Here is a 25,842-nt window from a genome sequence, read left to right as displayed (position 1 = left end):
AGTTTGCGCCACTGCCTCCGAAGGAATGAGGCCATAGGCGATCAACCGTCTGTTGCTGTTTCTTGAGTCTTAGAGCGGTTTGCAGATGAGTTGACTCAGCGACCGCACGCTTCCAGAGTGAACTCATTCGCAAGCCGCTCTAAAATCAGAATAGGTTTATTGCTCCCTCAGCGCCGTTTGTATTGCCACACTGAGCCATTTGCTCCGAATGACGCGAGAACAGGGTAGCATGGAGGCTCTAGCACTGATCATTTTTTGCATGGACATTGGCTGAATCGCCACATTACATTTACTAATGACGCATACGCAAAGGTGGATGGGTGTTATGAAGGCGCTGAGCAGACTGATTGCAGTGACGTTGGTATTGGTGGCGGTCTGTTTGGGCACCTCTATCGCTCATGTCGCTGATGAGCCATTGCTGCTGATTCGCATGCCGGATGAACCGCCGGCGTTGACAGCGCCGACAGAAGTTGACATCCGACAATTCACCAGTCGGCATCGCGCTTTGCTGCACAACACGCCGGATGAGCTGCTGAGAGACCCGTCACTAGCACGTCAGGTGCTCGGTCAACAGCAGATCTTCGAGGAATTGGCCATCTTTCAGGCTCAACACGGTGTGCCTGTCGCTGTCAAATTCATCACGTGGGTGGACGCCTTCCGCTACTTCACCGATTACGTCTCAGATGCCAGCAATCCGCCTGTCGTGGCGCAACTGGGTGACACCTGGGCGGCTTACTTCCGCTGGCTCGGCGTCATGCCCTACGAGCAACGACACACCTGGGACGTGCGCGTCCTGTGGTACTGGAAGGACATGGTGCAGGCTGACGCCATTAGCGATGAGCAGGGATTCATTGCCGCCTGTGAACGCTTACGGGCGAGCTCGCCAACATTGATTGCGCCGCTGGCGATTCCCACAGGGCTGGATTGGAATTTGCTTCATGACTTGTCTGTCTGGCTCTACAACGCGGGCTTGCCTTCACTGATCTCGGTAGACAAAAAATTTGGGCTGCTGCCCTGGCGGGAAGCGCGGTTTGGCGGCCCGCAAGGCGAACGTGCGGCGCAATTCTTGATCCGGCTGGCGCGGCACGGCTACGTCGCGTTGCCCGAACAACTGAGCACGGATGTGGTCGAAGATTTTCTGGCGCGACGCTACGCGATGGTCATCCTTGGACCGTGGGCGACGGAGCGGGCGGCTCAACGCTTAGGGCCTGACTGGCAACAGCGCATCGGCCTGACGCTTCCGCCGAGGATCGGCGCCGAGCGAGCGACGACTGTTAAGGGCGGCTCGCTCCTGGTTGTGTTGGACCCCAGCGGTGGTCGTTACCCGGCCGAGCTGGAACGCGCCCGCCGGTTGGTCGAATTTTTTGTCGGGCCGGAAAGTCAACGGCGCTACACGCGCGCGCTGGGCGCCTTACCCGGCAATCCGCAGGCACTGGCTCAATCACCGTTAGCCGCCTTATTTCACTCGGCGCTCGAGCAGGCAAAAACCTATCCGGCAATGCCGGAGTGGGCGCCGATCGTGGAGAATCTGGCGACGCGCGATAACCTCTATGCTTTCTGGAAACGATTGTCGGCGCTGACGACTGTCCATTCCTCGGCCAACCCGACCGAGCAAGCAGCGCGCGAAAAGCTGATCCTGGCCGCGCTCCATTCGGCTGAAGCCGACATCAACAAGGAACTCTCGCCGGGCCGGCTGGCAGAGCTGTGGCCGTGGTTGGCGGCTGTAGTGCTGCTGGCTGTGGTGATCGCCGCTGGCGCTGTTTGGCATCGGCGCGTCGAACGAGACCGCGTCGCTCAACTGCGCCAAGCCCGCGACACATTGGCGACACTGCAACGCCGCATGACCTCATCCAGTGAGGTCATCGCTCAGGATGCAACGCCGTTGTCTGATTCATCCACAGTTGCCACCAAAGGATATCCGGCGCTCTATCTTGACACGGTCAAACGCAAAGTGCTACTGCGCAAGCAGGCGTCAGAGCCGCTTGAAGAGTTGATCCACGGCGCCGAATACGAGTTGTTCCGACACATTCTCGAATGCTTGCAAGTGGGTTGGCACGAAACGCACTGGGTGTGGAGCTATGTGATCTGGCCAACTGCTCAGCCAAAATATCCGAAAGAAGCCTTCGCCACTCATTGCACGAAACTGCGCAAAAAGATCGAAAATGTCTGGGCGCTGGGCAGCATGTTGGGGCGTGGCTCACATCGGGGCGGAGCGATCCCCATTCAGGTGCGCGATGTTCATTTCTACACGACCGCCCAACCGGAAAACGGCGCTCATCCCGTGTGGACATTGTTTGAAACGGTTGAACGCGCGTTCGTCGCGTTCAAATCGCAACGCTGGGACGAGCTCTGCAACCTGCTTGAACACTTGCTGCAAATTGATCAGGACAACTGGTCTGCCCACATGCTCATCGGTCACCTGATCGTTCACGGCCATCTCGACATTGAGCATCGGCTGGCGCGCCAGGCTCTTGAATTCATTCAGAAACAACGCGACTGCTATGAACACGCTGTTGAACGGATCAACCAACTCTCGCCCGACAAACTCAATCCCGAACAGGCTGATCGCCTCCGCGCGCGGCGCGATAGCTTGCAACGCTTGATTGATCAATTGCCGCCGATGCTCATGCTGACCTCGCCCCCGGTGGCGCGAAAACCGTGGCGAACGCGCCAACAATTGGCTGCCTGGGCCAGTTATCTCAGCGGCGACGCGAGCGCCTTGCCAGAAGAGGAAACCAAGGTCCTCAAAAGTATCAAGCGATTCGTTCAGCAACGGCTTCATTGGAGCCCACTGCAAGAAACCGACGAGCGGTTCCGTGAGCTGATCCAAGATATGGCGCTGGACACATCGCGCTGGCCGGATGAACGACTGCCGGTTAGCGAAAAAGCGTTCAAGTATCAAGCGCTCGATCATGTTTTAGCTGGCGTCCTTCATCTCTCTGACGATGCGCAATCACGGTCTGCCACAAAAGCGCAAAATCTGCGGAAACTGTGGAGCGCGCGCGCCAGCTTACGTCAACAGCTCAGCGACGAGCCAACACTAGAGCAATTGGCCGAGGCGTGCCGGCAACGCTATGGATGGACGCGAGCCGCTGTTGACCAATTGCTCAGTTTGGAACAATCGGCTCGGCCGCAAAGGTGGATCGAGAGCTGGTGGTTGGATGAAGACGCCGATGATGAGAATCACGCTGACGCTGACTCGGAGCGCAGCAGGCTGTTCTAGCACGAGTTGGCGAGCACGAAGATGATCGGGAGCCGGGCTGTTGCTCAGACGGGCAGCACGGTCCCCGCACTCATCCTAACATGAGGAATGCACGTCTGCATGAACTATCCAATGCGGCAGATCAAACGTGAACTGAGTAGTACTGCGCATCGCTGCCGTTCCGAGCACGAGACGAGCTGTCGTATGAGGCGGATCGAGTTCCTACGACGGCGTCGCAAGATGAGGATGGAGCACAGGCAGGAATGCCTGCGCCACATTCTTTCAGCAGCACAAGCAAGAATGCCTGTGCCACATTCTTTCAGCAGCACAAGCAGGAATGCCTGCGCCACATTCTTTCAGCAGCACAAGCAAGAATGCCTGTGCCACATTCTTTCAGCAGCACAGGCAAGAATGCCTGCGCCACATTCTTTCAGCAGCACAAGCAAGAATGCCTGCGCCACATTCTGATAAGGAGGGAGAGTGCGGCTCTATCACATTCATCTCATCCGTGTTCTATGCAGAGCGGCGCTGGCACTGATCTTTCTGCTCTGCGCATCGTCCATCGCACAGCCGTGTTTTGCCCAAGATGCGAATCGAGGAGAATGGGTTGTTGCTGGCTATCTTGGGGGCGCGCACACGGCGTCTTCATCACTCCGCATTTCGCAACCGGCGCTGGGCACGAACATTGAGTTCGACGGCGTTCGGTATGACGGCCAGTCGTTCGATCCACCGCTTTACTACGGGTATCGAGTTGGCTACTTCGTGCCGCGAATCTCGTGGCTTGGCGTGGAGGCCGAGTTCATTCATTTGAAGGTCTTCTCTGACCCGCAGCAGCGCGTGCAGGCCACAGGCACGCATCGTGGAGCGTTCATCAATCGTGAGCTGCCGTTGGGTCAGATCGTGCAGCAGTACTCTGTTTCACACGGGGTGAACCTTCTTCTCTTCAACTTCGTGGGTCGCCATCGCGTGGATCGCGGTCGGGAGCATCCTAGAGGCCGTTTCATCCTGGCCGGGCGGTTCGGCATCGGGCCTACTTTCCCTCACACCGAGAGCAGCATTGATGGTCAGTCGCAACAACAATATGAAGTGGGGCGCGTCGGTTGGCAGGCCGCGGGCGGCGCAGAGGTTCACCTGTGGCGCGGCCTATACGTGCTGGGAGAATACAAATTCACCCGGACGCAGCAGCGCGGAAAAATCTTCGCTGGCAAGGCCCAGTCGCTCCTGCGCTCACATCATGGAGTCTTCGGTTTCAGTTATCACTTTTGAGAAAGAAGCTTCTGACACTGCCAGACAAAAAATTTCAGCCCAACACGATGTCTCTCTGCACAGCAGCCAGGAGCGGCTCAATGCGTATAATGAGCCGCTGAGGCAACTTCCGCAACAGCGTGAGACCAAACTCAAATCGGAAGAACAATCGAAGAGCGAATCAAGAACCAGGCGGTGAGAAGTGGTTGGCGCTCTGGGCACCGAAGGAATCGCTCAAGCCGTCAGCACCCTCACTGCGAGTTGGAGGAATGCCTCACCACCTATCCGATCGCCCGGACGAAGGAGCCGATAAGGGACTATTTCGCCTGCTTGCTCTGCTTCATCACACTTGTGCCCTTGCCAATTGATGCGGTCTGCCGTATAGTTTCCGCGCCACTGAATGAGTATTCATTCAGTGACAACGCGGTTCAATTCGTAACGCTCAATCAACACGGAGAGGCTCGTGGCAACAGCACGCAAAGCAGCTAAAGCGGTGGCCGCCAAAGTCAACGATAAACGCACAGCCATTTTGCGGGCGGCGACGCGCGTTTTCGCCCGCAACGGCTACTTCAATTCCAAGGTCGCTGACATCGCTCATGAAGCGGGGGTCGCTGACGGCACCGTGTATCTCTATTTCAAAAACAAAGACGATGTGCTCATTTCGCTGGTCAACCAGATGATGGATGAATTCATCTCGGCGGGACGCGCGCGCATTGCCAAGCTGAAAGACCCACGCGATAAAATTCGTACGATTGCCCGGATGCACCTGGAGAGTCTGGGCGCAGACCGCGACCTGGCTATTGTCTTTCAGGTGGAGTTGCGTCAATCCACGAAATTCATGGAGCAGTTTTCAGCCACCAAGATGGCTGAATACTTTGGCGTCATTCGGCAGGCGATTGAAGAAGGTCAGCGCCAAGGCTTGTTCCGTCGTCAGCTCAATCCGAAGGTGGTCGCCAAAATCCTATTTGGCGCGTTGGACGAAATGGCCACCAATTGGATTCTGAGCAACAAGAACTATGACCTTGGCTCATTCGCCGACCCAGTGATTGATGTGTTTCTGAACGGCGTGCAAACGCCTTCGGGTGGTGACGGCAAGCGCCGTAAATGAGGCTCGCGATGGTAGCTCAGCCGATTACTATCAATCAGCTTATCACGCAGGCGATTGAGCGGTATCGCCACAAAACCGATTGGCTGAATTACAAGCAGGAAGGCCGGTGGCATGCCGTCTCGGCTGATCAATTGGCTGAGCAAGTTCGCGCCGTGGCGCTAGGCCTGTATGCGCGAGGTATTCGTCCGGGCGAGCGCGTGGCGATCCTTTCAGAAAATCGGCTGGAATGGAATCTGGCTGACATGGGCGCGTTGATGATGGGCGCAGTCGTAGTCCCGATTTACGCCACACAAGCGCCGGCTCAAGTCGAGTACATTTTGCGCGATTCCGAGGCGCGGTTATTATTCATTTCGACACCGGCACAACGTGAGCGTGTCAGCGATGTGCTGGCGCGTCTGCCAGCGTTGAGCCATCTGGTGACGTTTGATGCCATCAACCAGCTTGAGCCGCTGAGCAAGCTGCAAGCCGACGGGGTAGCTCTGGCCGCAGCCCAGCCCGACTTGTACGACCAATTATGGCAAGCGGTGAAACCCGCCGACCTGGCCACGCTCATCTACACCTCAGGCACAACGGGCGAGCCGAAAGGCGTGATGCTCACCCACTGGAACATTGCTTCCAATGTGCTGGCGGTGGCTGATGTGTTGAATTACGCCGACAACGACATCACGCTCTCGTTTCTTCCGTTTTCGCACATCTTTGAACGCGCTGCGTTCTATGGCTACCTTCATCAAGGCGTGCAAATCTACTATGCCGAAAGCCTCGAAGCAGTGCCGCGAAATTTGCTTGAGGTTCGGCCGACTGTTCTGGTGACAGTGCCCCGCGTGTTTGAAAAAATCTATGAACAGATTGCTGCGTTGGCTCAACAAGCCTCGCCGTTGAAGAAACGTCTCTTCTCGTGGGCGGTGGCCATTGGCAAGGAATATGCTAAGCGCCACGCGCGCGGCGCGGTTGGCCCGTTACTGCGCTGGCAATACAAATTGGCCTATCGGCTGGTGCTTTCGCGTTGGCGTCCGCGTCTGGGGATGGATCGTCTACGCTGTGTCATTTCAGGCGGCGCGCCATTGTCTCCGGATTTAGCGTATATCTTTCGGGCAGCCGGCGTTGAGATTCTTCAAGGGTATGGGCTGAGCGAGACGTCGCCGGGCGTTACGTTGAATCGGCCGGACGCCAATCGCATCGGCACATCAGGCCAGCCGCTCGGCGGCGTGGAAGTTCGCATTGCTGAGGATGGTGAGGTATTGGTACGTGGTCCGAACGTCATGCAAGGATACTATCGGCGCGACGAAGACAACCGACAGGCGTTTACCGAAGACGGTTGGTTCAGGACAGGCGACATTGGACAGATAGACGAGGACGGTTACCTGACGATCACCGACCGTAAGAAAGACTTGATCAAAACGAGTGGCGGCAAGTATGTTGCGCCGCAGCCGATTGAAGGACGGCTCAAGCTGAATCCTTATGTCGCCGAAGCTGTCGTCATTGGCAATGCGCGCAAGTTCCCTTCGGCGTTAATTGTTCCCAACATGGAGCTGCTTCAGCAGCTTGCCCAGCAACAACAGATTTCCTATCACCAGCCGCAGGAGCTGCTGGCGCATCCTGAGGTGGCCAAGCTGTTCGAGCAGATCATCCAAGATTCGAATCAAACGCTTTCTCGGCACGAACAGATCAAACGATTTGTGTTGCTGCACGAGCCGTTCTCAGTTCAGAACGGTCAACTGACGCCGACGATGAAAGTCCGGCGTCAGGTCGTCGAGCAACAGTACCGCGACGTGATCGAAAAGCTCTATGGTGACAGTTCCGTATCATACTGACCGGCGCGCGAGGACTAACGAATGTCCCTCATCGCCGGTCTCTTTCAAGAGGGAGGCATCATGAAACGAAGCATCGAAACAGCCGCTGTGCTTGGCGCCGGCGTCATGGGCGCGCAGATTGCCGCTCATTTGGCCAACGCCGGCATTGCTACGATTTTGCTTGATATGGTTCCACTGGAACTGACCGACGAAGAAAAACACAAGGGTCTCACCTTACACTCGCCACAGGTTCGCAATCGCATTGTCAACAAGGGTCTGGAGTATGCGAAAAACATCAAGCCGGCGGCATTCTTCTCGCCGGAACTGGCCTCATTGATCACCACCGGCAATTTCGATGACCATCTTGATTGGCTCCGGCAGGCCGACTGGATCATCGAAGCCGTCGTGGAAAATCTGGACGTGAAGCGCCAATTGCTGGCCCGCGTCGAAGCCGTCCGCCAACCTGGCACCATTGTTTCCTCCAATACGTCTGGCATTCCTATTGCGAAGATCGGCGAGGCGCTCTCATTAGAGTTTCGTCAGCATTTGCTGGGCACACACTTTTTCAATCCGCCGCGTTACTTGCGGCTGTTGGAAGTCATTCCGGGTCCCGATACGTTGCCGGAGGTGGTGGAGCGGATCGCCGAGTTCAGTGAACGACGATTGGGCAAAAACATTGTCTATTGCAAGGACACGCCGAATTTCATTGCTAACCGCATCGGCACGCTGGCGGCGATGCATGCCATTCGTGTGATGGTCGAAGATGGCTATACGATTGAGGAAGTGGATGCCATGACCGGGCCGGCTATCGGCCATGCCAAGAGCGCCACGTTCCGCACAATGGACCTGGCCGGATTGGACACTTGCCTGCACGTCGCGCGAAACCTCTACGAGAGCGTGCCGGACGATGAGAAACGGAACCTATTTGTGCCGCCCGATTTCTTGCAAGAGATGGTTCGACGCGGCTGGATCGGCCAGAAAGCCGGCCAGGGATTTTATAAGAAAGAAAAGACAGGCGATGGCAAACAGATTCTGGCGCTCGATTACACCACGATGGAGTATCGTCCGCTGCAAAAGCCAACATTTCCTTCGCTGGAAGCAGCCAAGGGTATTGAGTCGCTGGGCGAGCGGCTGAAGAAGCTGGTTTACGGCGACGACCGCGTCGGCCGATTTCTGTGGAAGACAACGAGTGAAACGTTGCTGTATGCCGCCAATCGCGCTGCTGAGATTGCCGATGACATCGTGCAAATTGATCGCGCCATGCGCTGGGGCTTCAACTATGAGCTGGGGCCGTTTGAAGTCTGGGATGCCATTGGCGTCGAGAAGTCGGTGCAGCGGCTGCGTGAGGAAGGCCGTCCGATTCCGGCGTTGGTGGAACAACTGTTGGCGTCAGGCAAAACGTCATTCTATGAGACGCGCGAGGGAGAAACCTTCTACTTCGATTTTAAGACCGGTCACCATAAACCGGTCGCGCCGCGTCCGGGCGTCATTGTGCTTCGTTCGTTGAAAGACCGCCAGAAGGTCATCAAGAGCAATGCGGCAGCCAGCTTGATTGACATCGGCGACGGCGTCGCCTGCTTGGAATTTCACAGCAAGATGAATGCGATTGGCGGCGACACGATTCAAATGATGAATTTCGCCGTCAAAGAAGTGGGCGAGCGATTCGAAGGATTGGTCATCAGCAATCAGGCCGAGAACTTCTGCGTTGGCGCCAACATTATGATGATCTTGATGGCCGCGCAAGAAGGCGAGTGGGATGAGATTGATCTATCGGTTCGCGCGTTTCAAAAAGCCAACATGGCGTTGCGTTACAGCGACAAGCCGGTGGTGGTGGCGCCGTTTGGATTGACGCTGGGCGGTGGCTGTGAAATCGCGTTGCACGCTGATGCTGTGCGACCGCATGCTGAGTTGTACATGGGGTTGGTCGAAGTTGGCGTCGGATTGCTGCCGGCTGGTGGTGGTACGAAAGAGATGCTGCTGCGGGCGCTGGACTGCGCGCCGAAAGATGAGCAGGTTGATCTGTTGCCATACGTCAGGCCGGTGTTTGAAACGATTGGCATGGCCAAAGTGAGCACCAGCGCCGTCGAAGCGCGCCAGCTTGGCTTTTTGCGTCCGACCGATCAAATCACGATGAACAAAGATCGCCTGATTGAAGACGCCAAGCAAACGGTGCTGGCGATGGTCCGCCAAGGGTATCAAAAGCCGAGACCGCGAACAGACATCCCGGTCCTCGGTGAATCGGCGCTAGCTGCCCTCAAGCTGGGCATTCATCTGATGTACCGCGCTGGCTACATCAGCGAGTATGACAAACATATCGGCAACAAGATTGCCTGGGTGCTCTGCGGCGGCGACATCAAATCGCCGACGACGATGCCCGAGCAGTATTTCCTCGACCTCGAACGAGAAGCATTCGTGCAATTGTGCACCGAACGCAAAACACAGGAACGCATTCAGCACATGCTGAAGACAGGCAAACCACTGAGGAACTAAGCAGGAGGGTATCACTATGCGAGAAGCTGTGATTGTATCTGTCGCACGCACGGCGGTGGGCAAAGCTCACAAGGGAACATTAAGCACCACACGTCCTGATGATATGGCGGCGGTGGTCATTGACGAGGCGATTAAACGAGCCGCTGGATTGCAGCCTGAAGAGGTTGAGGATGTCATCATGGGCTGCGCCATGCCTGAAGCCGAGCAAGGCATGAACGTCGCGCGTATCGCCAGTTTGCGCGCAGGGATTCCTTATACTGTGCCGGCGATGACCATCAACCGGTTTTGCTCATCTGGCTTGCAAGCGATTGCGTTGGCGGCTGAGCGGATCATGTGTGGTTTCGCTGATGTCATTGTGGCCGGTGGCACGGAATCCATGACGATGATCCCGCGGGGCGGGAATAAGGTCACGCCGAATCCTTATCTGATCGAGCATTATCCCGATGTCTACTTGAGCATGGGCCTGACCGCAGAGAATCTGGCGAAGAAGTACAACATCTCGCGCCAGGAGCAAGACGCCTTCGCTTATCGGAGTCACCAACATGCTATCAAGGCGATTGATTCAGGCAAATTCGTCGAAGAGATCGTCCCGCTGACGGTTGAACGCGAGCAGGTCTCAGCCAACGGCGAGCGCCAGGTGGAGTCGGTCGTGTTTGATGTGGATGAGGGGCCGCGTCGGGATACATCGTTGGAAGCGTTAGCTAAATTGAAACCGGCGTTCGCGGCCAACGGCACGGTCACGGCAGGCAACTCGTCGCAGATGAGCGACGGAGCAGCCGCGGTAGTCGTCATGTCGCGCGACCGCGCCAGTCAGCTCGGCCTTAAGCCGATGGGCCGATTCGTGGCATTTGCGTTGGGCGGCGTTGCACCCGAAGAAATGGGCATCGGCCCGGTGGTGGCGATTCCCCGTGTGCTTCAGATGGCCGGATTGCGCATGGACGACATTGACTTGATCGAGTTGAACGAGGCGTTTGCCGTGCAGGCATTGGCGGTCATTAAGTATCTTGATTTGGACTTGAACAAGATCAACGTCAACGGCGGCGCGATTGCGCTTGGGCATCCACTTGGTTGCACCGGCGCGAAATTGACAGCATCGCTGTTGTACGAGATGAAGCGCCGACAGGCGCGCTATGGCATGGTGACGATGTGCATCGGCGGCGGCATGGGCGCTGCCGGCATCTTTGAACGAACGGACTAATTGAGCGATCAGATGATCGCGGATCAGGCAGCAGATGCGTTCGATGTCTGACATCTGATTTTCATGGAGGCATAAGACGATGACAGGTACAACACGTGAATCAACCCGTATCAAAGGCGGCGAATTCCTACTGACCGACACACCGGTCGAGCAGGTGTTCATTCCCGAAGAATTTAGTGAAGAGCATCGCATGATCGCGCAAACGACGGAAGCGTTCGTGAAAAACGAATTGCTCCCGCACGTTGAAGAGATCGAACATCAGAACTTCGAGTTGACACTGGACTTGGTCCGAAAGGCTGGCAAGTTGGGGCTGCTGGCGGCGAACATCCCTGAGAAATACGGCGGTCTGGGCCTGGACAAGATGAGCGGCATGCTGATCATGGAGAAGCTGGCCGGCGTCGGTTCATACAATACCACGCATGGCGCGCACACGGGCATCGGGACCGAACCGATCATCTATTTCGGCACGGAAGAGCAGAAACGAAAATACCTGCCCAAACTGGGCACAGGCGAATGGATCGCCGCCTATGCGCTGACCGAACCGGGTGCCGGCTCCGATGCGCTGGGCGGGAAAACACGGGCTGACCTGACACCGGACGGCAAATACTACGTGCTCAACGGCACCAAGATGTGGATCACCAATGCGTCGTTCGCCGATCTGTTCATTGTGTTCGCGAAGGTCAACGGGGAGCAGTTCACCGCCTTTATCGTTGAGCGGCAGACGCCCGGCTTCAGCGTCGGCAAGGAAGAGAAGAAGATGGGCATCAAAGGCTCGTCAACCTGCGCGCTCAACCTGGATAACGTCCATGTGCCGATTGAAAACGTCTTGGGCGAAGTTGGCAAAGGCCACAAAATCGCGTTCAATAGCCTCAACCTGGGACGGCTAAAACTGGCCGCTGGCGCGGTCGGCGGTTGCAAGGTCGCGTTTAACTACGCGCTGCAATACGCCAAGGATCGTCACCAATTCGGCAGGTCCATCAGCGAGTTTGGCCTGATCAAGCACAAGCTCGGCGAGATGATCATTCGCGCGTGGGTCAATGAGAGCATGGTCTACCGCACCACCAAGTTGATTGACGAGGCGCTCGAAGGCATTGACGTGGACGACACACAGGCGCAAATGGACGCCATCGAGGAATACGCCATCGAATGCGCCATCAATAAAGTCATGGCCAGCGAGGCGCTCGATTACGTAGTGGATGAGATGGTGCAAATTTTCGGCGGCAACGGATACAGTCAAGAGTATCCGGCTGAGCGCGCCTACCGCGATTCGCGCATCAATCGCATCTTTGAAGGAACAAATGAAATCAATCGGCTGTTGACGACCGGCATGTTACTGCGACGCGCGATCAAAGGCGACCTGCCATTGATTCCAGCGGCCAAGGCGCTGCGTGATGAACTGCTGGCCTTCCCCGGCCTGGAGGAAGAATCCGATCAGGTGTTGGCGGCGGAGAAGAAAATCGTCGCCAACAGCAAGAAAGTGGCGCTACTGCTGGCCGGCACGGCGATGCAGAAATACAGAGAGGCGCTGACCGAAGAGCAAGAAATCGTCGGCGCGATCAGCGACACGGTGATGGAAATCTACGCCATGGAAAGCGCGCTGCTGCGCACGCAGAAACTGATCGCTCAACGTGGTGAGGCGGCCAATGGCGCGCCATTGCAGATCACGCGCGTTTACATCAATGATGCGATCGAGCGAATCCAGTCGCATGGCAATCGCGCGTTGGCTGCGATGGCCGAAGGCGATGAATTGAAAATGCTGCTGGGCGCGCTCCGACGCTTGACCAAGCATACGCCGATTAACACGGTCGCCGCTCGACGTTACTTGGCTGATACGATGTTGCAAGCAGGACGATACACACTTTAACAGCCAGCAGCGTTCGGCCTTCCGGCGACCAAACTGGCGTCGCGTCGAGCTGGAAGCTGAGCGCTGCTTGGTTGATCCCCGATCACTGAGCTATGAACATTCACACATTGCGCGTGCCCACGCCATTTCCTATCGGCCCCGTTAATCTGTTCCTCATTGAAGCTGACCCGCTTACACTGATTGACACAGGTCCCAACATAGACGAAGCGTTCGATTCGCTCAACGAACAACTGGACAGGTTGAAACTGCGCATTGAACAGATTCGCCGTGTCATTATCACTCATGCGCACGAAGACCATGCTGGGCTGGCAGCGCGTATTCAGCAGATGTCCGGCGCGGCTGTGTGTGTTCATCCCTGGGATGCGCCGCGCTTGACTGGTGAGCAGCGATTCCTGGTCGGTCATCAGCTCTTGCGCCGAGCCGGCGTGCCGGCTGACGCGCTCGAGCAGATGCAACAGCGGCGTGAATATCATCGCCGGTTGATGCAACCGGTCACGGATATACAACTGCTCCGCGAAGGCGATGAAATCTCGTTTGCGTCAGAGTCGTGGCGCGTGCTGCACACACCGGGGCACACACCGGGGCATCTGTGCTTATGGCATGAAGGCAAGCGCCTGTTGATCGGCGGGGACACCATCTTGAAGCGCGTATCGCCCAATCCGATTATTAACCCGGACCCAAGAAATCCCGAACGCCGGTTCCCTTCTCTGGCCATGTATCTCGACACGCTCGCTCGACTGCGTGACTTGGGACCGACTCGTGTTCACACCGGTCACGGAGAAGACGTCAACGACATGCAGGCATACTACACAGCCAGCTTGCACCATGCGCGGCAGCGGCAAGCGCGATTGCTTGAGCTCTTTCCGCCGCAGGCGGCGACAGCGTGGGAACTCTCGTTTCGTCTGTTTCCTGAAGCGCGTGAAGAGCAGCGGTTCCTCGCTCTATCAGAAACCAGCGCCCATCTGGATTGGGCCACCGAGCAAGGCAAATTGAAGCGCGACGAGCAGGATGGGATAGATTACTACCTCCGGATCTGACAATGTAGCAAATGTGCTGCCTCCGTATCGTTGCAGGGCTTACGGGATAGAGCACTACCGGCGCGTCTGACAATATAGCCCTGCTGGCCGCTCGCTGCACTCGCAGGGCGAGCGATTCTGCATGGATGCGTTGATTCTGGTGACAAACAGCGTTTCCATGCATGGCCTGTGTCCCGGTTGCTTGACGCGCTCGCGCGAACCCGATACTTTTCTTAGCCGGAGAATCGCTCATGAGCTTACGCTCGCCACGAACCATGAAAATGGTTATTTCTAGAGGAGCCAGCTCGGGAAGCAGCGTCGGTAGACGCCGCCAGAGGGTAGCCAGACGTGACACGTCTGGGTTGGACATCATCCCCAATTCCCAAGGCGCCTTGGAGAGGCGCCAGCAGTTCTCCCATGAGATCGTTCGTGCAGGTGAGCTGCTCGCCGCGAACACCCGTGGCTGGGCGTGCCTGCAGCGCGCCGCTCTGGTTCGATCGGTTGTTCCAGACATTGCACGTCTGGCGACCTGCTGTTTGCGCCTCCGTCGCACGCTGACCTTGAACGTTTTCGGAGGAATCGCCCGTGTGCAAACGCACGCCACGAACGATGAAAATAGAATTCTTTCGTGAGGTTCGTGTGTTTCGTGGACTATTTTCAGAGGAATCGCCCATGAACTTACGTTCACCACGAAGGATGAAAATGTTATTTCAGGGGAGCATACGTTTTGGAGTGCGGCGGCAAGCCCGCAGGGCGCGACGCCGCTTTGGGCTGGTGCGCAGTGTCGGGACAGAAAGCGCCGTCGCCGCTTGGCTCTGCCGGCGCACTCCAAGATAAAGTCAGGACTCGCCCGTGTGCAAACGCACGCCACGAAGCATGAAAATGGCGCACAGGCGGGAACGCCTGTGCCACATTCTTCAGAGGAGTTCTATATGCCGTCTAGACGATGCCCAGAAACAATGAAAAACACCACGGGCGGGGAACGCCTGTGCCACTTTTTCTGAGGAGTGAGTCATGAAACTGATTGATCTACGCAGTGACACAGTCACGCGCCCGACGCCGGAAATGCGTGCGGCGATGGCACAAGCCGAGGTTGGCGACGATGTATATCTGGAAGACCCAACTGTCAATCGGCTCCAAGAGCGTGCAGCGGAAATTTTTGAGCGAGAGGCGGCCCTGTTTGTGCCGTCAGGCACGATGGGCAATCAAATTTGCGTGAAGCTTCACACGCGACCAGGGCAAGAGGTCATCGTCGAACAAGACGGGCACATCTACAATTACGAGATGGGCGCGATGGCGGTGATCTCCGGCGCGTTGCCTCGTCCAATTCGTGGCGAAAGCGGCATCGTTGACTGGCCGACCATCGAAGCCGCTATTCGTCCGCCAATTTATTACTGCACTCAAACAGGCCTCATCTGTTTAGAGAACACGCACAACATGGCCGGCGGCACTGTCATGTCAAAAGAACGGATGTATGAGATCTGCCAGAAGGCGCACGCGCGTGGTTTGCCGGTTCATCTGGACGGCGCGCGCATCTTCAACGCAGCCGTGGCGCTTGGTCAATCGGTCGCTGAATTGACCAGACCATTTGATTCTGTCATGTTTTGTCTGTCGAAAGGACTTGGCGCGCCGGTCGGTTCACTGATTCTCGGCAGCCGCGAATTCATCGAGCAGGCGCGCGTCTTCAGAAAGTTGCTTGGCGGCGGCATGCGTCAGGTTGGCGTGCTGGCAGCGGCAGGATTGATTGCGCTGGAAAAAATGCCGTGGCGGCTCCATGAGGATCACTCGAATGCTCGTCTGCTGGCTGAAGGGCTGGCCCAGATGCGCGGCATTCATCTTGATCCCGAAGCGGTGCAAACCAACATCGTCATCTTTGACATCGGCGAGACAGGCCTGCACACGACCGAGTTCACCGAACGGCTCAAAGAACGTGGTGTCTTGGCCAACGGCATCAATCCGCGCCAGATGCGCATGGTGACTCATTACGACGTGTCGCGCGAGGATTGCCTGGCGGCGCTGAAGATCATCTCCGATATTGTGCACGCATGAGCGCTGATCGAAAACTCATCATTGCTATTGATGGACCCGCCGGTGCGGGCAAAAGCACGGTGAGCCGGCGCCTGGCCAAACGGCTCGGCTATACTTACATTGACACGGGCGCGATGTACCGTGCGTTGGCCTGGAAGGTGCTGCAATTGGGCCTGTCACTAGACGACGAAGCAGGATTGACACGGTTGGCCGAAACATCGCGCATCGTGTTACAAGGCGAGCCAGATAATCTGCGCGTGTTGATTGATGGTCAGGACGTCACCGAGCTTATCCGCTCGCAACAGATCAGCGAAGCGACGTCACAGATTTCCACCATCGCTGGCGTGCGACACGCGCTCGTCGCTGAGCAACGACGCATGGGCCAGCCGGGCGGCGTCGTGCTGGACGGACGTGACATTGGCACACAGGTCTTTCCTCACGCTGACGTCAAATTCTATTTGGACGCTACGCTTGATGTTCGTGCCGAACGTCGCATGGCTGAAGAACTGAGTCGCGGGCGGCGCTTGACGATTGAGCAGGCGCGCGACGAAGTCCAACAACGCGACCGCCGCGATAGCAAGCGAGCTGTTTCGCCGCTGCAACGCGCCGAGGATGCCATCTACATTGATTCGTCCGAGATGACTGTTGAAGAGGTCGTCGAACAGATGCTCGCCGCCATCCAACGCTGCCGATGAATGTAGCATCCGAATCGGGCTGAGTTTACCGGCCTCCGTTGCCCCCTCGAAGGCCGTTCACTATCATCTAGCAACTGATGTGGAAGAGAGTCTTTCAAACGCTCGTAGTGATTGTGTTGGTGGCTGCACTTGGCGTGCTCGCGCTGCTGGGCTGGGTTAGCAGCAGCGGGTTCGACCGCTACGTCGCCGGCCTGATCCAACGCGAATTGACCAAACTGAACATCCGCGCCGAGATCGAGCAGGTTGACGTCAATGTGTTTCAGGGAACGGCGCAGATTGGACCTGGTCGGCTGTTCGTTGGCCAGCAGGCGACGCCGTTTTTTGAGTTCGCGCATCTACAGATCAAGATTCGAATCCTGGATTTGTTCAGCCGTCATTTTGAACTTAACCAGTTGACGCTCGCCAATCCCACCGTCAATCTGATCTTCGATGAGGCAGGAGGCTCAAATCTGACCGGCATTGACCTGTCGCCGTTGAGGAAGCGGCGCGCCCCTGATGAACCTGACATCGAAATTGGGCGCATCGTGATTGATGATGGCGCTGTTGTTTTCAATCATCAGCCATCTCGTGTGAGCGGCCAAGCGCAGGCTTTGCAAATCGGCGTTGAACCAGAACAACAGGCAACCCGATTGAGAGTGAACTCTGATCGTGTCATCCTGCAACTGGATCAACGTCGCCTGGATAACCTTGCTCTTGAATTGAACGTGCTCTTGACACGAGATGGAGCCAGCATCGAGCGCGGCCGCATCGTCAATTCATTCGCCGATGCGCTCATCAGCGGCGCCGTGCACAACTGGAGCAAACCGAGCTATGAGCTGTCGCTGGCCTCCACCGTTGATCTGACTCAGTTGATGCGCCAGCTAAGCCCTGCTGCCTCGTTGAGCGGGACTGCCGAACTGAATGGGAAGATCACCGGTGAAGAAAAAGAATTTCGCTTCAAAGGATACGTTGCTGCTCCCCGACTTGATGTGACCGGCATACGCGCGACTGAGCTGCGATTTGACGGCGAAGGCGGCACAGCCGACGCCGCGCCAGCATCCGACGCAGCCATTTTGGAATGGCAGGGATCGCTACAATCCCGGTTGATTCAGGTCGGCTTCGTTCAGTTGGAGGGGTTTCGCGGTCTGGTCTATGTGACGCCGAAGGAAATTGAAATCCGCCGTTTTTCGGCCACGACGCTTCACGGCAGTGTGGCCGGCGATGCCACCATTGCGTTGCACGGCACATCAACAGTTGACGCGACATTGCGCGCGCTCAATGTGCGCCAAGCAGTCACCAAGATCATCCGGCAGCAACTCCCTCTGGACGGTCGTCTCAGCGCTCAGGTTCGAGTTCAATGGCCGGCCACCAACGTTGGGCAACTCGTCGGGCGCGCGCGCGTCAGCATTGAACCCCCTAGCCCTGGTGCTGGCGAATTCCTACCGGTCAGCGGCGCAGCCGACGTGGACGTGACGCGACGCGGATTGAGCGTCGCCCGTTCAAACATTCAACTTGGTTCAACGCAAGTAACCGCAGCCGGCACGATTGCCTGGAACGGCGCGATGGACCTGCAACTGGACGCCGAGTTTGAGAATCTGGCCGAACAAAACCGTATGCTGGAAGCGCTCGGCGTTGATCTCAGTCAACTGACGCAGGGCGCAGTCACGGCGCTGTCTGGCCGCGGCCACTTTTCCGGTCGCATTCAAGGTCGAGGCCATCAGCTCACGCTCGCTGGCACAGGAACGATCCGCGAGCTCGATCTAACCTCAGGGCGGCTCATGGCAGGGCAGGCCGACGTCGAGTATCGAGCCGGCGTTGTCACATTGACCAACACATCGGCGACATTCGACGACGGCGCGCGCATCGAATTAGCATCGTTTCAAACCGGAGCAATGCAGCTTGGCGGGCTGACGCTTCGTGGTCAGATCAACAACCTGGACGTGCGCTCGTGGATGAACCGTATCGGCTTGAGCATCCCGCTGACAGGCGCTGCCACCGGCCAGTTTGATCTGACCGGTTTGCCACATGCCCCTCGTGGGCGCATTGATGTAACCGTTGTCAAAGGCCGCTTGCAACCGCCGCAGTTCACGGTGGCCTTCGATCGGCTGACCGCCACTGTGCTGGCGACTGAGACTGGCTATCAGATCGAGCAGCTCAAATTGGAGCGTGGCCCCAACATCATCACGCTGGCAGGCTCGTATCAGCCGCAGTCGCGCGCCTATTCACTCGCGGCACGCGGCGTTGATCTGGATATTTCACGGTTCGATGACGAGCTGGAAGCGCGCGGTTACCCATTGACCGGACGATTGAGTTTTCAGCTTTCCGGCAGCGGCAACTTGGCTGAGCCGGCTCTGGAAGGAGATTTTCAGCTCACCGGATTGACCATCGCGGGGAAACAAGCCGGCACGCTTCGCGGCGAGCTTCGCGCGGCGCGCGGTGATATTCGCTGGAACGTGCGCTCAGAACTGTTTGAGCAACGACAAACATTGACAGGGCGATTGGACCTGAGCGACCCAGCGCAGCCGCTCAGCATGCACGCTCACCTCACGCAACTGGACGCGACGCCATATCTCCGGCTCTTGGGCGCGCCGGAGGCGCTCGGCCTGACGTTGAGTGGAGAGATCGAATTGGCGTACCCGCTGGTCTTTCCTGAGCGCCGGCGGTTGACAGCCACGTTGACACAGGCGCAGGTCGCCATCGGCAACTTTCGACTCAACAACCAAGAGCCCTTGATCCTGAGCATGCAACAATCGCGTGTTGAAGTGGCGCCCGTTCGATTCCAGGGCGACAATACGATGCTGCGGCTCAGTGGCGCTGTGGATGTTGAGCCGATGATGCAGCGGGGCGGCTCGTTGGGGCAGGCTCAACTGAATATGATTGTGGAAGGCGCTGTTAATCTCCAGATGCTCGGCGCGGCCTATCCGGGTCTGTTTACCGGCGGGCAGGCGCGGCTGCATACCACCATTCGCGGCACGTTGAGCCAACCAGCCATGAGCGGCACAGCCGAGATTGAAAACGCCAGTGCGCGGCTGGTCAACGTTCCGCTGGCACTCGCTGAGGGCAAGGGAACAGCACGGTTTACCAAGGACCGTTTGCTGTTGGAACGCTTCGTCGGGAAGGTCAATGATGGGCAGGTGAGTATTGATGGCGGGCTGCTGGCCAGAGAATTTCAACCGCAGCGATGGAACTTCAATATCCGCGCCGAAAGCGTCAACGTGCGCTATCCCGACGGCTGGCAGTCCGTGCTCAACGGTGAGTTACAATTGCAAGGCAGCCGACAATTGCAAATCTTGAGTGGGCTGGTCAACGTCCAACGCGCCCAATATACCAAAGATGTGGACTTCACCCAGTGGCTACTGGGCAGAGCGCCATGGTCGGGCATACTCCCCGGCAGCAGAGAAGCTGCGCTGCCAGCGTTGGCGCTGGACATACGCCTTCAAGCAACCGATTCTGTCTTCATTCGCAACAACTTCGTGAATGCCCAAAGCAGCGCCTGGTTGCATCTGGGCGGCACGCTCAACCAGCCGACGCTGTCAGGACGGGCTAGCATCATCCAAGGCACAGTTGAATTACAAAATCGCGAGTACCAAATCAACGTTGGAACATTTGAGTTTCCTGCGTCGCCCAATCAGGAGCTGCGATTCAACATCGAGGCCGCCGCTGAGATCAGCGGGTATCAAGTCTTCCTCGGATTTTCCGGCACGCCGAGTCGGCTTAAACCGACGCTGCGTTCTGAACCGCCGCTGCCCACCGAAGCCGTTTTCGCGCTCATCACAACGGGTCGCGTAGATACAGCGACGCAGACGGCGCAAACAGCGACACAATCGAACATCGGCGTCGTGACCAGCCTGCTGTCGGAAGCGTTGTCGCAACAACTGGAGCAGCGCATCGCGCGGCAACGGTTTTTTGGCATCAACCGGTTTCAAATCGAACCGCTGTTGACAGGCAGCGGCGCTGACCCAACGGCTCGCATCACCATCGGACAACAGATTACCAAAGACCTATCCGTCCAATACTCCATCAACGTCGCCTCTAATGAAGAGCCGATTGTCATCGTGGAATATAAGTTAACGGATCGTTTTTATCTGGTGGGTTCGCGAGATGAAAAAGGTCAGTTCAGCATTGATGTCCGTCTGCGCAGGCGTTTTTAAGCAGAAGCCAGGAGCGGGAGCCAGAACGTAGAATGAAGACGCGCGGTAGCAGGAAAAACGGAAGGGGCTGGCCGGATCTCTTTAGCGGGAGCCAGAACGTAGAATGAAGACGCTCACGGCGAGAGGCATTGCTCTGGCGGCGCGCATCAGCCATCGTCATCCTGGTCGGGTTGATTCTCGAAAACGCCGATTAGTTTTCTTCTGGTTCCCGATTCCTGTCTCCCGGCTCCTGACTGCTAGCTCCCGGCTGCTGACTCCTAGCTCCCGGCTCCTGACTTCTCTCTTCTGGCTCCTGGCCGCTGGCTGCTGGCTCCTGGCCGCTGCTGCCCAATCGTCAGACTTCACGCCATATTTAGACCGACCAGTCAGTCAAGTTCTCGTTCTCTACGGCGAGGCGCCGATCACTAAAGATGAGGCGTATCTGGCCGATCTGATAGGAATTCGCTCAGGCGATCGGCTTCACCTGCCAACGGTGCGCGAGAGCATCATTCGCTTGATCAAATCGGGCAATGCGGCCAACGTCGTTGTCAACGCAGAACAAACGCCGACAGGTTTGCTCCTCACATTCAACATCACGCCCGTGCCCTTGCTCGAGCGTGTCTCGTTTGATGGCGTCGCAGAGGAGCGGCTTGACGAGCTGCGCCGGCGCCTGCCGCCACTGGAGCCCGGCACGCGCATTACGCCAACTCTGCTCAATCGCGCAGCCGACGACATCGTCCAGTACCACAACAGCCTCGGTTATTTCACGGCGAGCGTCGCCTACGATCTCAAGGTTCAATCCGGCGGACGACGCGCGCTGGTCACGTTCAAGGTCACCGCCGGACCACGAGCGACGGTCAAGACAATAGAATTTGACGGTCCGTTGAAACTCGATCGGCAGCGTGTTTTGTCAGCGTTCCGCCTGCAAGCTGGAGCGCCGTATAGCGAGACCATGCTGCAAGAAGACATCGAACGCCTTCGACGGCTGCACATCGAACAAGGTTACTTAGCGCCGCGCATCAGCACGCCACGCATTCGACCCGACCGCGAGCGGGGCGACGTGACCATTACCATCCCGATTGATTCCGGGCCGCTGGTTGATGTCCAGATTCAAGGCTTCAGCATTCCGAAATCAGACACGCGGATCATTTTCCCCATGTTCGAGAGTGGCGGCATTGATCCGGCGACGCTGGAAGAAGGGCGCCTCAAGCTGATTGATTATCTGCAACGCCGGGGATACTTCTTCGCTGAAGTCACACTGGCGCCGGTCCAATCAACAGATGATCGCGTCGTCATCAGCTACGAGGTTGACACGGGCGGCATCTACAACCTGAAGCAGATTCGTATCGAAGGCGCTGAGTCGCTCTCGTATGAGACACTCAAGCAAAACCTTGGTTCGCGTCCTGGTGGGCTTTTCAGCCGTGGACTGACCAGCCGAGAATTGATTGAGACGGATCAACGAGTCATCGTCGAGCACCTGCGCGCGCGGGGCTACCTCAACGCTCGTGTCCGTGAGACGCGCCTTTCGATTGCGCTCAACCGTGAGGACCTGATCATCATCTACGTAGTGGCAGCCGGTCAGCAGAGCGTCATCACAAACATCGCGTTCAACGGCAACACAGCCATCTCTTCGGCGGAACTCATGGCGCAGCTCAGCTTGAACGCAGGCGATCCGCTGTCGCAGCCGCGATTGAATGAGGATGCGACCCGGCTGGCCGCCCTCTACAGCTCGCGCGGCTATGCCGAAGCTCGCGTTGACGTGCAGGTCGAATTCCCACAATCGGAGAACGCTCAGGCGCGCGTCACGTTCAACATCAGCGAAGGGCCGCAATTGACGATCCATCGCATTCTGTTTCGCGGCAACACGCGGACGACAGAACGTGGCTTGCGACGCTTTCTCGCGTTTCAGGAGAACCAATGGCTGGTGAATGAACGCTTGATCACGACCGAACAAGACCTTTACGCAACCGGCGCGTTTCGCCGCATTGTCATCAACAAAGAGCCGGCTCCCTCCCCTGATCAACGAGATGTGGTCATTGAGCTGGTTGAAGCGCCTCGCTATGTGATGTCATACGGCGGCGGGTTTCGCACCGATGATGGACCGCGCGGATTATTCGAAATTACCAATACGAACTTGCTGGGCCGACTCTATACCGGCTCGTTTCGCGCGCGGGTCAGTCGGCGTGAACAACTGGGTCAATTATCCTTCACCAATCCGCGACCGTTTGGTTACCGATGGGCTACGTTGGCCTCGGCCTTTTATCAGCGCGAAGAGCGCGATCCATTCGATGCCAATCGGCTCACCGGACTGCTGCAAGTCGAACGGCAATTCTCCAATGAACGACTGCTGATCGTGCGCTACAGCTTCAGCAATGTCATCATCTCTGAGGTCACTGATCCCGAACGCTTGCGACGCCAGGACACGACGGCCAAGATCGGGCGACTTTCCGGTTCGCTGCTGTGGGATCAACGCGACTCGGCGCTCGATCCGACGCGCGGCCATTACACCACCTTGGATTTTTCCATCGCTGCCGACCAACTGGGCGGTGACGAGAATTTTGTTCGGTTCTTCACCGAGCATCAACGCTACTACCAGTTGCCGCTCGGCTCAACCGTGATGGCCACCAACGTGCGGATCGGATTGGCCGACCCGTTCGGCCGCTCAACAACCATTCCGATCAGTGAACGCTTCTTCGCCGGCGGCTCGACGACGCTTCGCGGCTTCAGCTTTGAAAACGCCGGTCCCCGTGAACTGAATCCTCGTCGGCCCGGCCAAACACAGCCGATCGGCGGCAACGCGCTGACCATCATTAATGCTGAACTGCGATTCCCACTGTGGCGACGGGTGGGACTTGGCGCAGCCCTGTTTTATGACGGCGGCAACGTATTTGCGAAAGTTTCTGACATCGAATGGAGAAAGATGAGTCATACCGTCGGATTTGGCTTACGACTCAAGACACCGGTCGGACCGGTGCGATTCGACGTGGGGTTGTTGGTCAAGCGCGAGCCGTTAGTGCCGCGCACGCGGTTCCATTTCAACTTCGGTCCACCGTTCTGATGGTGGATCCATGATGAGGAGAAACGAGCATGAAGAAAGATCAGGCGATGGCTGCGGAGCGGCGCAGTGACTGTAGCCGTGCGCTTCAGTGCATGGTGGACAGAGCCCTCACCAGCGTATCGTCGCGTGAGCGACGGCTGAGTCTCGCTTCGGCCAGACGTGCCGAGCAGTCTGTTGAAGGAGATGGATCATGTCACACAAACGGCGAGTGAAGCTCGCAGATCGCTGCTCGGTCAGTTCAGCTCTTGGCATGTTTTTTGGCTTCATGAACGTGGTCTTTCCCTTCGCAATTGGTATGAGCATGATCATCTGCATGATGCTAGTTGGCCATGCAAGCACCGGCCAAGATGGAACCCATCAATCCGCAATGCGTCATCCACCATCCGTCATTCTCGTGGATCGGCTCGTCGCTCTCGTCAACGGCGAGCCGATCACCGAAAGCGATTTGCTCTGGCTGATGGCGCTGGACCCGCAGCAGCCCGAAGGAACGTTCACCAATCGCGCTAAGCGATTGCGGCTGGAACAAGCCATTGACCAGCAACTGCTCTATCAAGAGGCACAGAAACTACCGGCCATTGATGTCAGACCAGAAGACATCAGCCGATTCATTGCCGAGCTCGTCAGACAATTTCCGTCAGAATCAGTCTTTCGTCGTCGGCTGGAAGCTGTCGGACTGGATGGGCCGGCTTTACAACAGCGCGTGCGGCAGCAGTTGATCATTCTGCAATTCATTGAATTTCGCTTCCGCTCATTCGTGCTTGTGAGCGACGCAGAGATTCAAACCTACTACCAGAGCCGCGTGGCGCGGCTCCTGCAAGAGCGTGGTGAAACGCCTCCGCCGCTGGATGAGAAACTGCGGAGCGTGATTGAACAGACCATCGTAGAAGATAAAGTCCAGTCTGATTTGAATGATTGGTTTGAGGAAGCTCGCCTGCGGGCCGAGATCGTCCGGCTTGTTGAGTATTGAGCCGGATGGCCTGCAAGCAAACAGACTGACGCATCACGCCGATTACTTCTCTGTCCGTTCATGCACACGTTTTTGAACCGGACGGAACCGGGAAGCCCGGTTGGTTGCTCACTGGCAAGGGACGGCGCTAATCAGTCCGGCCAACAGATCAACTTGTCGAACGAGGTTGTTGCCTGTGTCGGCAATGAGTAAGCTGCCCATCACGCTACCGAGGCCTTTGGGGTCGTTCAACAAGGCCAGAACGGCTGGTCCACCATCGCCGGCCAAGCCGCTCTGGCAACCAAGCACGCCACCGCCAGCAACTGGCAGCGTGATACGTTGCAGATCAATCCGTAGAACCCGGTGACAGGCATCAGCGATATACAATCCGGTTGTCAATATGACGAGATCGCTCGGCTGGTTCAACATGAACGCGCCTGTGGCCAAGATTGAGGCGGGGGCCGCATCGCAGCCCGGATTGCGACGGATGATTCGATTATTGCCTGTGTCAGCAATAAACAGATCGGTCAAGCTCACCGCCACAGCGTGCGGACGATTCAGGGTGAACTGCGGATCGGGACTGACCGGGCATATCCGGCCGGTCGCCGCGCGATAGAGAATACGATTGTTGCCTGTGTCGGCGATATACAGGCCGCCAAAGGTGTCAACGTCCAAGCCGGTCGGCTGCTTCAGGATTCCAGAGACACACACCGACACGGCATAGTTGCCCAGATTGACGCACAGGACGCGGTCGCGGCCGTGCTCAGCGATATAGAGCAAATTGCGCTGACGATCAACCGCCAGACCCCACGGCTTGAGCAAACTGCCCACGACAATGCGGGCCTGGCCGCCACTGATCATCACGACGCGGCCGTTGTCAGTATCAGAAACATAGAGATTGCCCACGCCATCGCTGGCGACATCACTGGGCCGATTGAATTGGCAGACCGATGCCTGATCCACGTCGGCTGACGCAGGACCAGCGGGCCACAGCGCCGGCGCAAGAGCCACCAGCAAGATGATTGCTCCAACGCTACACCACAGCGCGATTCGATATAAGGAGATATAACTGCGGTGCTCATGACTCATGATA

The 25,842-nt window shown here is 57.3% G+C and carries 14 protein-coding genes; 13 read left to right on the top strand and 1 reads right to left on the bottom strand.

Features of this window, described 5'->3' with window-relative positions; all coding sequences use genetic code 11:
- Window positions 1-325 precede the first annotated feature (325 nt).
- From NZ823_02795 to NZ823_02735, 13 genes are all read left to right on the top strand, one after another.
- A complete protein-coding gene (locus NZ823_02795; protein MCS6804053.1) occupies window positions 326-3,223 on the top strand; it encodes an extracellular solute-binding protein in 2,898 nt (965 codons plus the stop codon).
- A gap of 459 nt (window positions 3,224-3,682) precedes the next feature.
- The gene (locus NZ823_02790) at window positions 3,683-4,468 is read left to right on the top strand and encodes a porin family protein (protein MCS6804052.1); all 786 of its coding nucleotides are present in this window, start codon (window positions 3,683-3,685) and stop codon (window positions 4,466-4,468) included.
- Window positions 4,469-4,910: 442 nt separating this feature from the next.
- On the top strand, window positions 4,911-5,555 hold the full coding sequence (locus NZ823_02785) for a TetR family transcriptional regulator (protein MCS6804051.1): 645 nt from the start codon (window positions 4,911-4,913) through the stop codon (window positions 5,553-5,555).
- An 8-nt stretch (window positions 5,556-5,563) separates the two neighbouring features.
- On the top strand, window positions 5,564-7,366 hold the full coding sequence (locus NZ823_02780) for a long-chain fatty acid--CoA ligase (GenBank protein ID MCS6804050.1): 1,803 nt from the start codon (window positions 5,564-5,566) through the stop codon (window positions 7,364-7,366).
- A 60-nt stretch (window positions 7,367-7,426) separates the two neighbouring features.
- On the top strand, window positions 7,427-9,835 hold the full coding sequence (locus tag NZ823_02775) for a 3-hydroxyacyl-CoA dehydrogenase NAD-binding domain-containing protein (GenBank protein MCS6804049.1): 2,409 nt from the start codon (window positions 7,427-7,429) through the stop codon (window positions 9,833-9,835).
- Between the two features lie 16 nt (window positions 9,836-9,851).
- Complete coding sequence (locus NZ823_02770) at window positions 9,852-11,033, top strand: acetyl-CoA C-acyltransferase (GenBank protein MCS6804048.1); 1,182 nt, start codon at window positions 9,852-9,854, stop codon at window positions 11,031-11,033.
- Between the two features lie 79 nt (window positions 11,034-11,112).
- Complete coding sequence (locus NZ823_02765; GenBank protein ID MCS6804047.1) at window positions 11,113-12,897, top strand: acyl-CoA dehydrogenase family protein; 1,785 nt, start codon at window positions 11,113-11,115, stop codon at window positions 12,895-12,897.
- 92 nt (window positions 12,898-12,989) lie between these two features.
- A complete protein-coding gene (locus NZ823_02760; GenBank protein ID MCS6804046.1) occupies window positions 12,990-13,934 on the top strand; it encodes an MBL fold metallo-hydrolase in 945 nt (314 codons plus the stop codon).
- A 993-nt stretch (window positions 13,935-14,927) separates the two neighbouring features.
- Window positions 14,928-15,962 (top strand): aminotransferase class I/II-fold pyridoxal phosphate-dependent enzyme, encoded by a 1,035-nt coding sequence (locus NZ823_02755; protein MCS6804045.1) that lies wholly within the window; start codon window positions 14,928-14,930, stop codon window positions 15,960-15,962.
- On the top strand, window positions 15,959-16,636 hold the full coding sequence (gene cmk, locus NZ823_02750; protein ID MCS6804044.1) for a (d)CMP kinase: 678 nt from the start codon (window positions 15,959-15,961) through the stop codon (window positions 16,634-16,636). The genes NZ823_02755 and cmk overlap by 4 nt, the downstream gene beginning before the upstream one ends.
- Window positions 16,637-16,713: 77 nt before the next feature.
- The gene (locus NZ823_02745; GenBank protein MCS6804043.1) at window positions 16,714-20,766 is read left to right on the top strand and encodes a translocation/assembly module TamB domain-containing protein; all 4,053 of its coding nucleotides are present in this window, start codon (window positions 16,714-16,716) and stop codon (window positions 20,764-20,766) included.
- Between the two features lie 103 nt (window positions 20,767-20,869).
- Window positions 20,870-23,803 carry an outer membrane protein assembly factor BamA gene (bamA, locus tag NZ823_02740; protein MCS6804042.1) on the top strand — a complete coding sequence of 978 codons (2,934 nt, stop codon included), beginning with the start codon at window positions 20,870-20,872 and terminating at the stop codon, window positions 23,801-23,803.
- A gap of 190 nt (window positions 23,804-23,993) precedes the next feature.
- Window positions 23,994-24,770, top strand: coding sequence for a SurA N-terminal domain-containing protein (locus NZ823_02735; GenBank protein MCS6804041.1), 777 nt, complete (start codon window positions 23,994-23,996; stop codon window positions 24,768-24,770).
- Window positions 24,771-24,878: 108 nt separating this feature from the next.
- On the opposite strand, the gene NZ823_02730 is transcribed toward NZ823_02735, so the two are convergent.
- Window positions 24,879-25,838, bottom strand: coding sequence for a hypothetical protein (locus NZ823_02730; protein MCS6804040.1), 960 nt, complete (start codon window positions 25,836-25,838; stop codon window positions 24,879-24,881).
- Between the last annotated feature and the right edge of the window lie 4 nt (window positions 25,839-25,842).

The organism is Blastocatellia bacterium, from assembly GCA_025054955.1.
In the GTDB taxonomy this organism is placed as follows: Bacteria; Acidobacteriota; Blastocatellia; order HR10; family J050; genus JANWZE01.
This window is presented reverse-complemented; position numbering and strand designations above follow the sequence as displayed.

Bases quoted from the DNA above. Each gene is read 5' to 3' on its own strand.
- NZ823_02765 (MCS6804047.1), top strand. From the start codon at position 11,113: ATGACAGGTACAACACGTGAATCAACCCGTATCAAAGGCGGCGAATTC.
- bamA (MCS6804042.1), top strand. From the start codon at position 20,870: ATGAAGACGCTCACGGCGAGAGGCATTGCTCTGGCGGCGCGCATCAGC.
- NZ823_02795 (MCS6804053.1), top strand. From the start codon at position 326: ATGAAGGCGCTGAGCAGACTGATTGCAGTGACGTTGGTATTGGTGGCG.
- NZ823_02745 (MCS6804043.1), top strand. From the start codon at position 16,714: ATGTGGAAGAGAGTCTTTCAAACGCTCGTAGTGATTGTGTTGGTGGCT.
- NZ823_02735 (MCS6804041.1), top strand. From the start codon at position 23,994: ATGTCACACAAACGGCGAGTGAAGCTCGCAGATCGCTGCTCGGTCAGT.
- NZ823_02775 (MCS6804049.1), top strand. From the start codon at position 7,427: ATGAAACGAAGCATCGAAACAGCCGCTGTGCTTGGCGCCGGCGTCATG.
- NZ823_02760 (MCS6804046.1), top strand. From the start codon at position 12,990: ATGAACATTCACACATTGCGCGTGCCCACGCCATTTCCTATCGGCCCC.
- cmk (MCS6804044.1), top strand. From the start codon at position 15,959: ATGAGCGCTGATCGAAAACTCATCATTGCTATTGATGGACCCGCCGGT.
- NZ823_02755 (MCS6804045.1), top strand. From the start codon at position 14,928: ATGAAACTGATTGATCTACGCAGTGACACAGTCACGCGCCCGACGCCG.
- NZ823_02780 (MCS6804050.1), top strand. From the start codon at position 5,564: ATGGTAGCTCAGCCGATTACTATCAATCAGCTTATCACGCAGGCGATT.
- NZ823_02730 (MCS6804040.1), bottom strand. From the start codon at position 25,838: ATGAGTCATGAGCACCGCAGTTATATCTCCTTATATCGAATCGCGCTG.
- NZ823_02770 (MCS6804048.1), top strand. From the start codon at position 9,852: ATGCGAGAAGCTGTGATTGTATCTGTCGCACGCACGGCGGTGGGCAAA.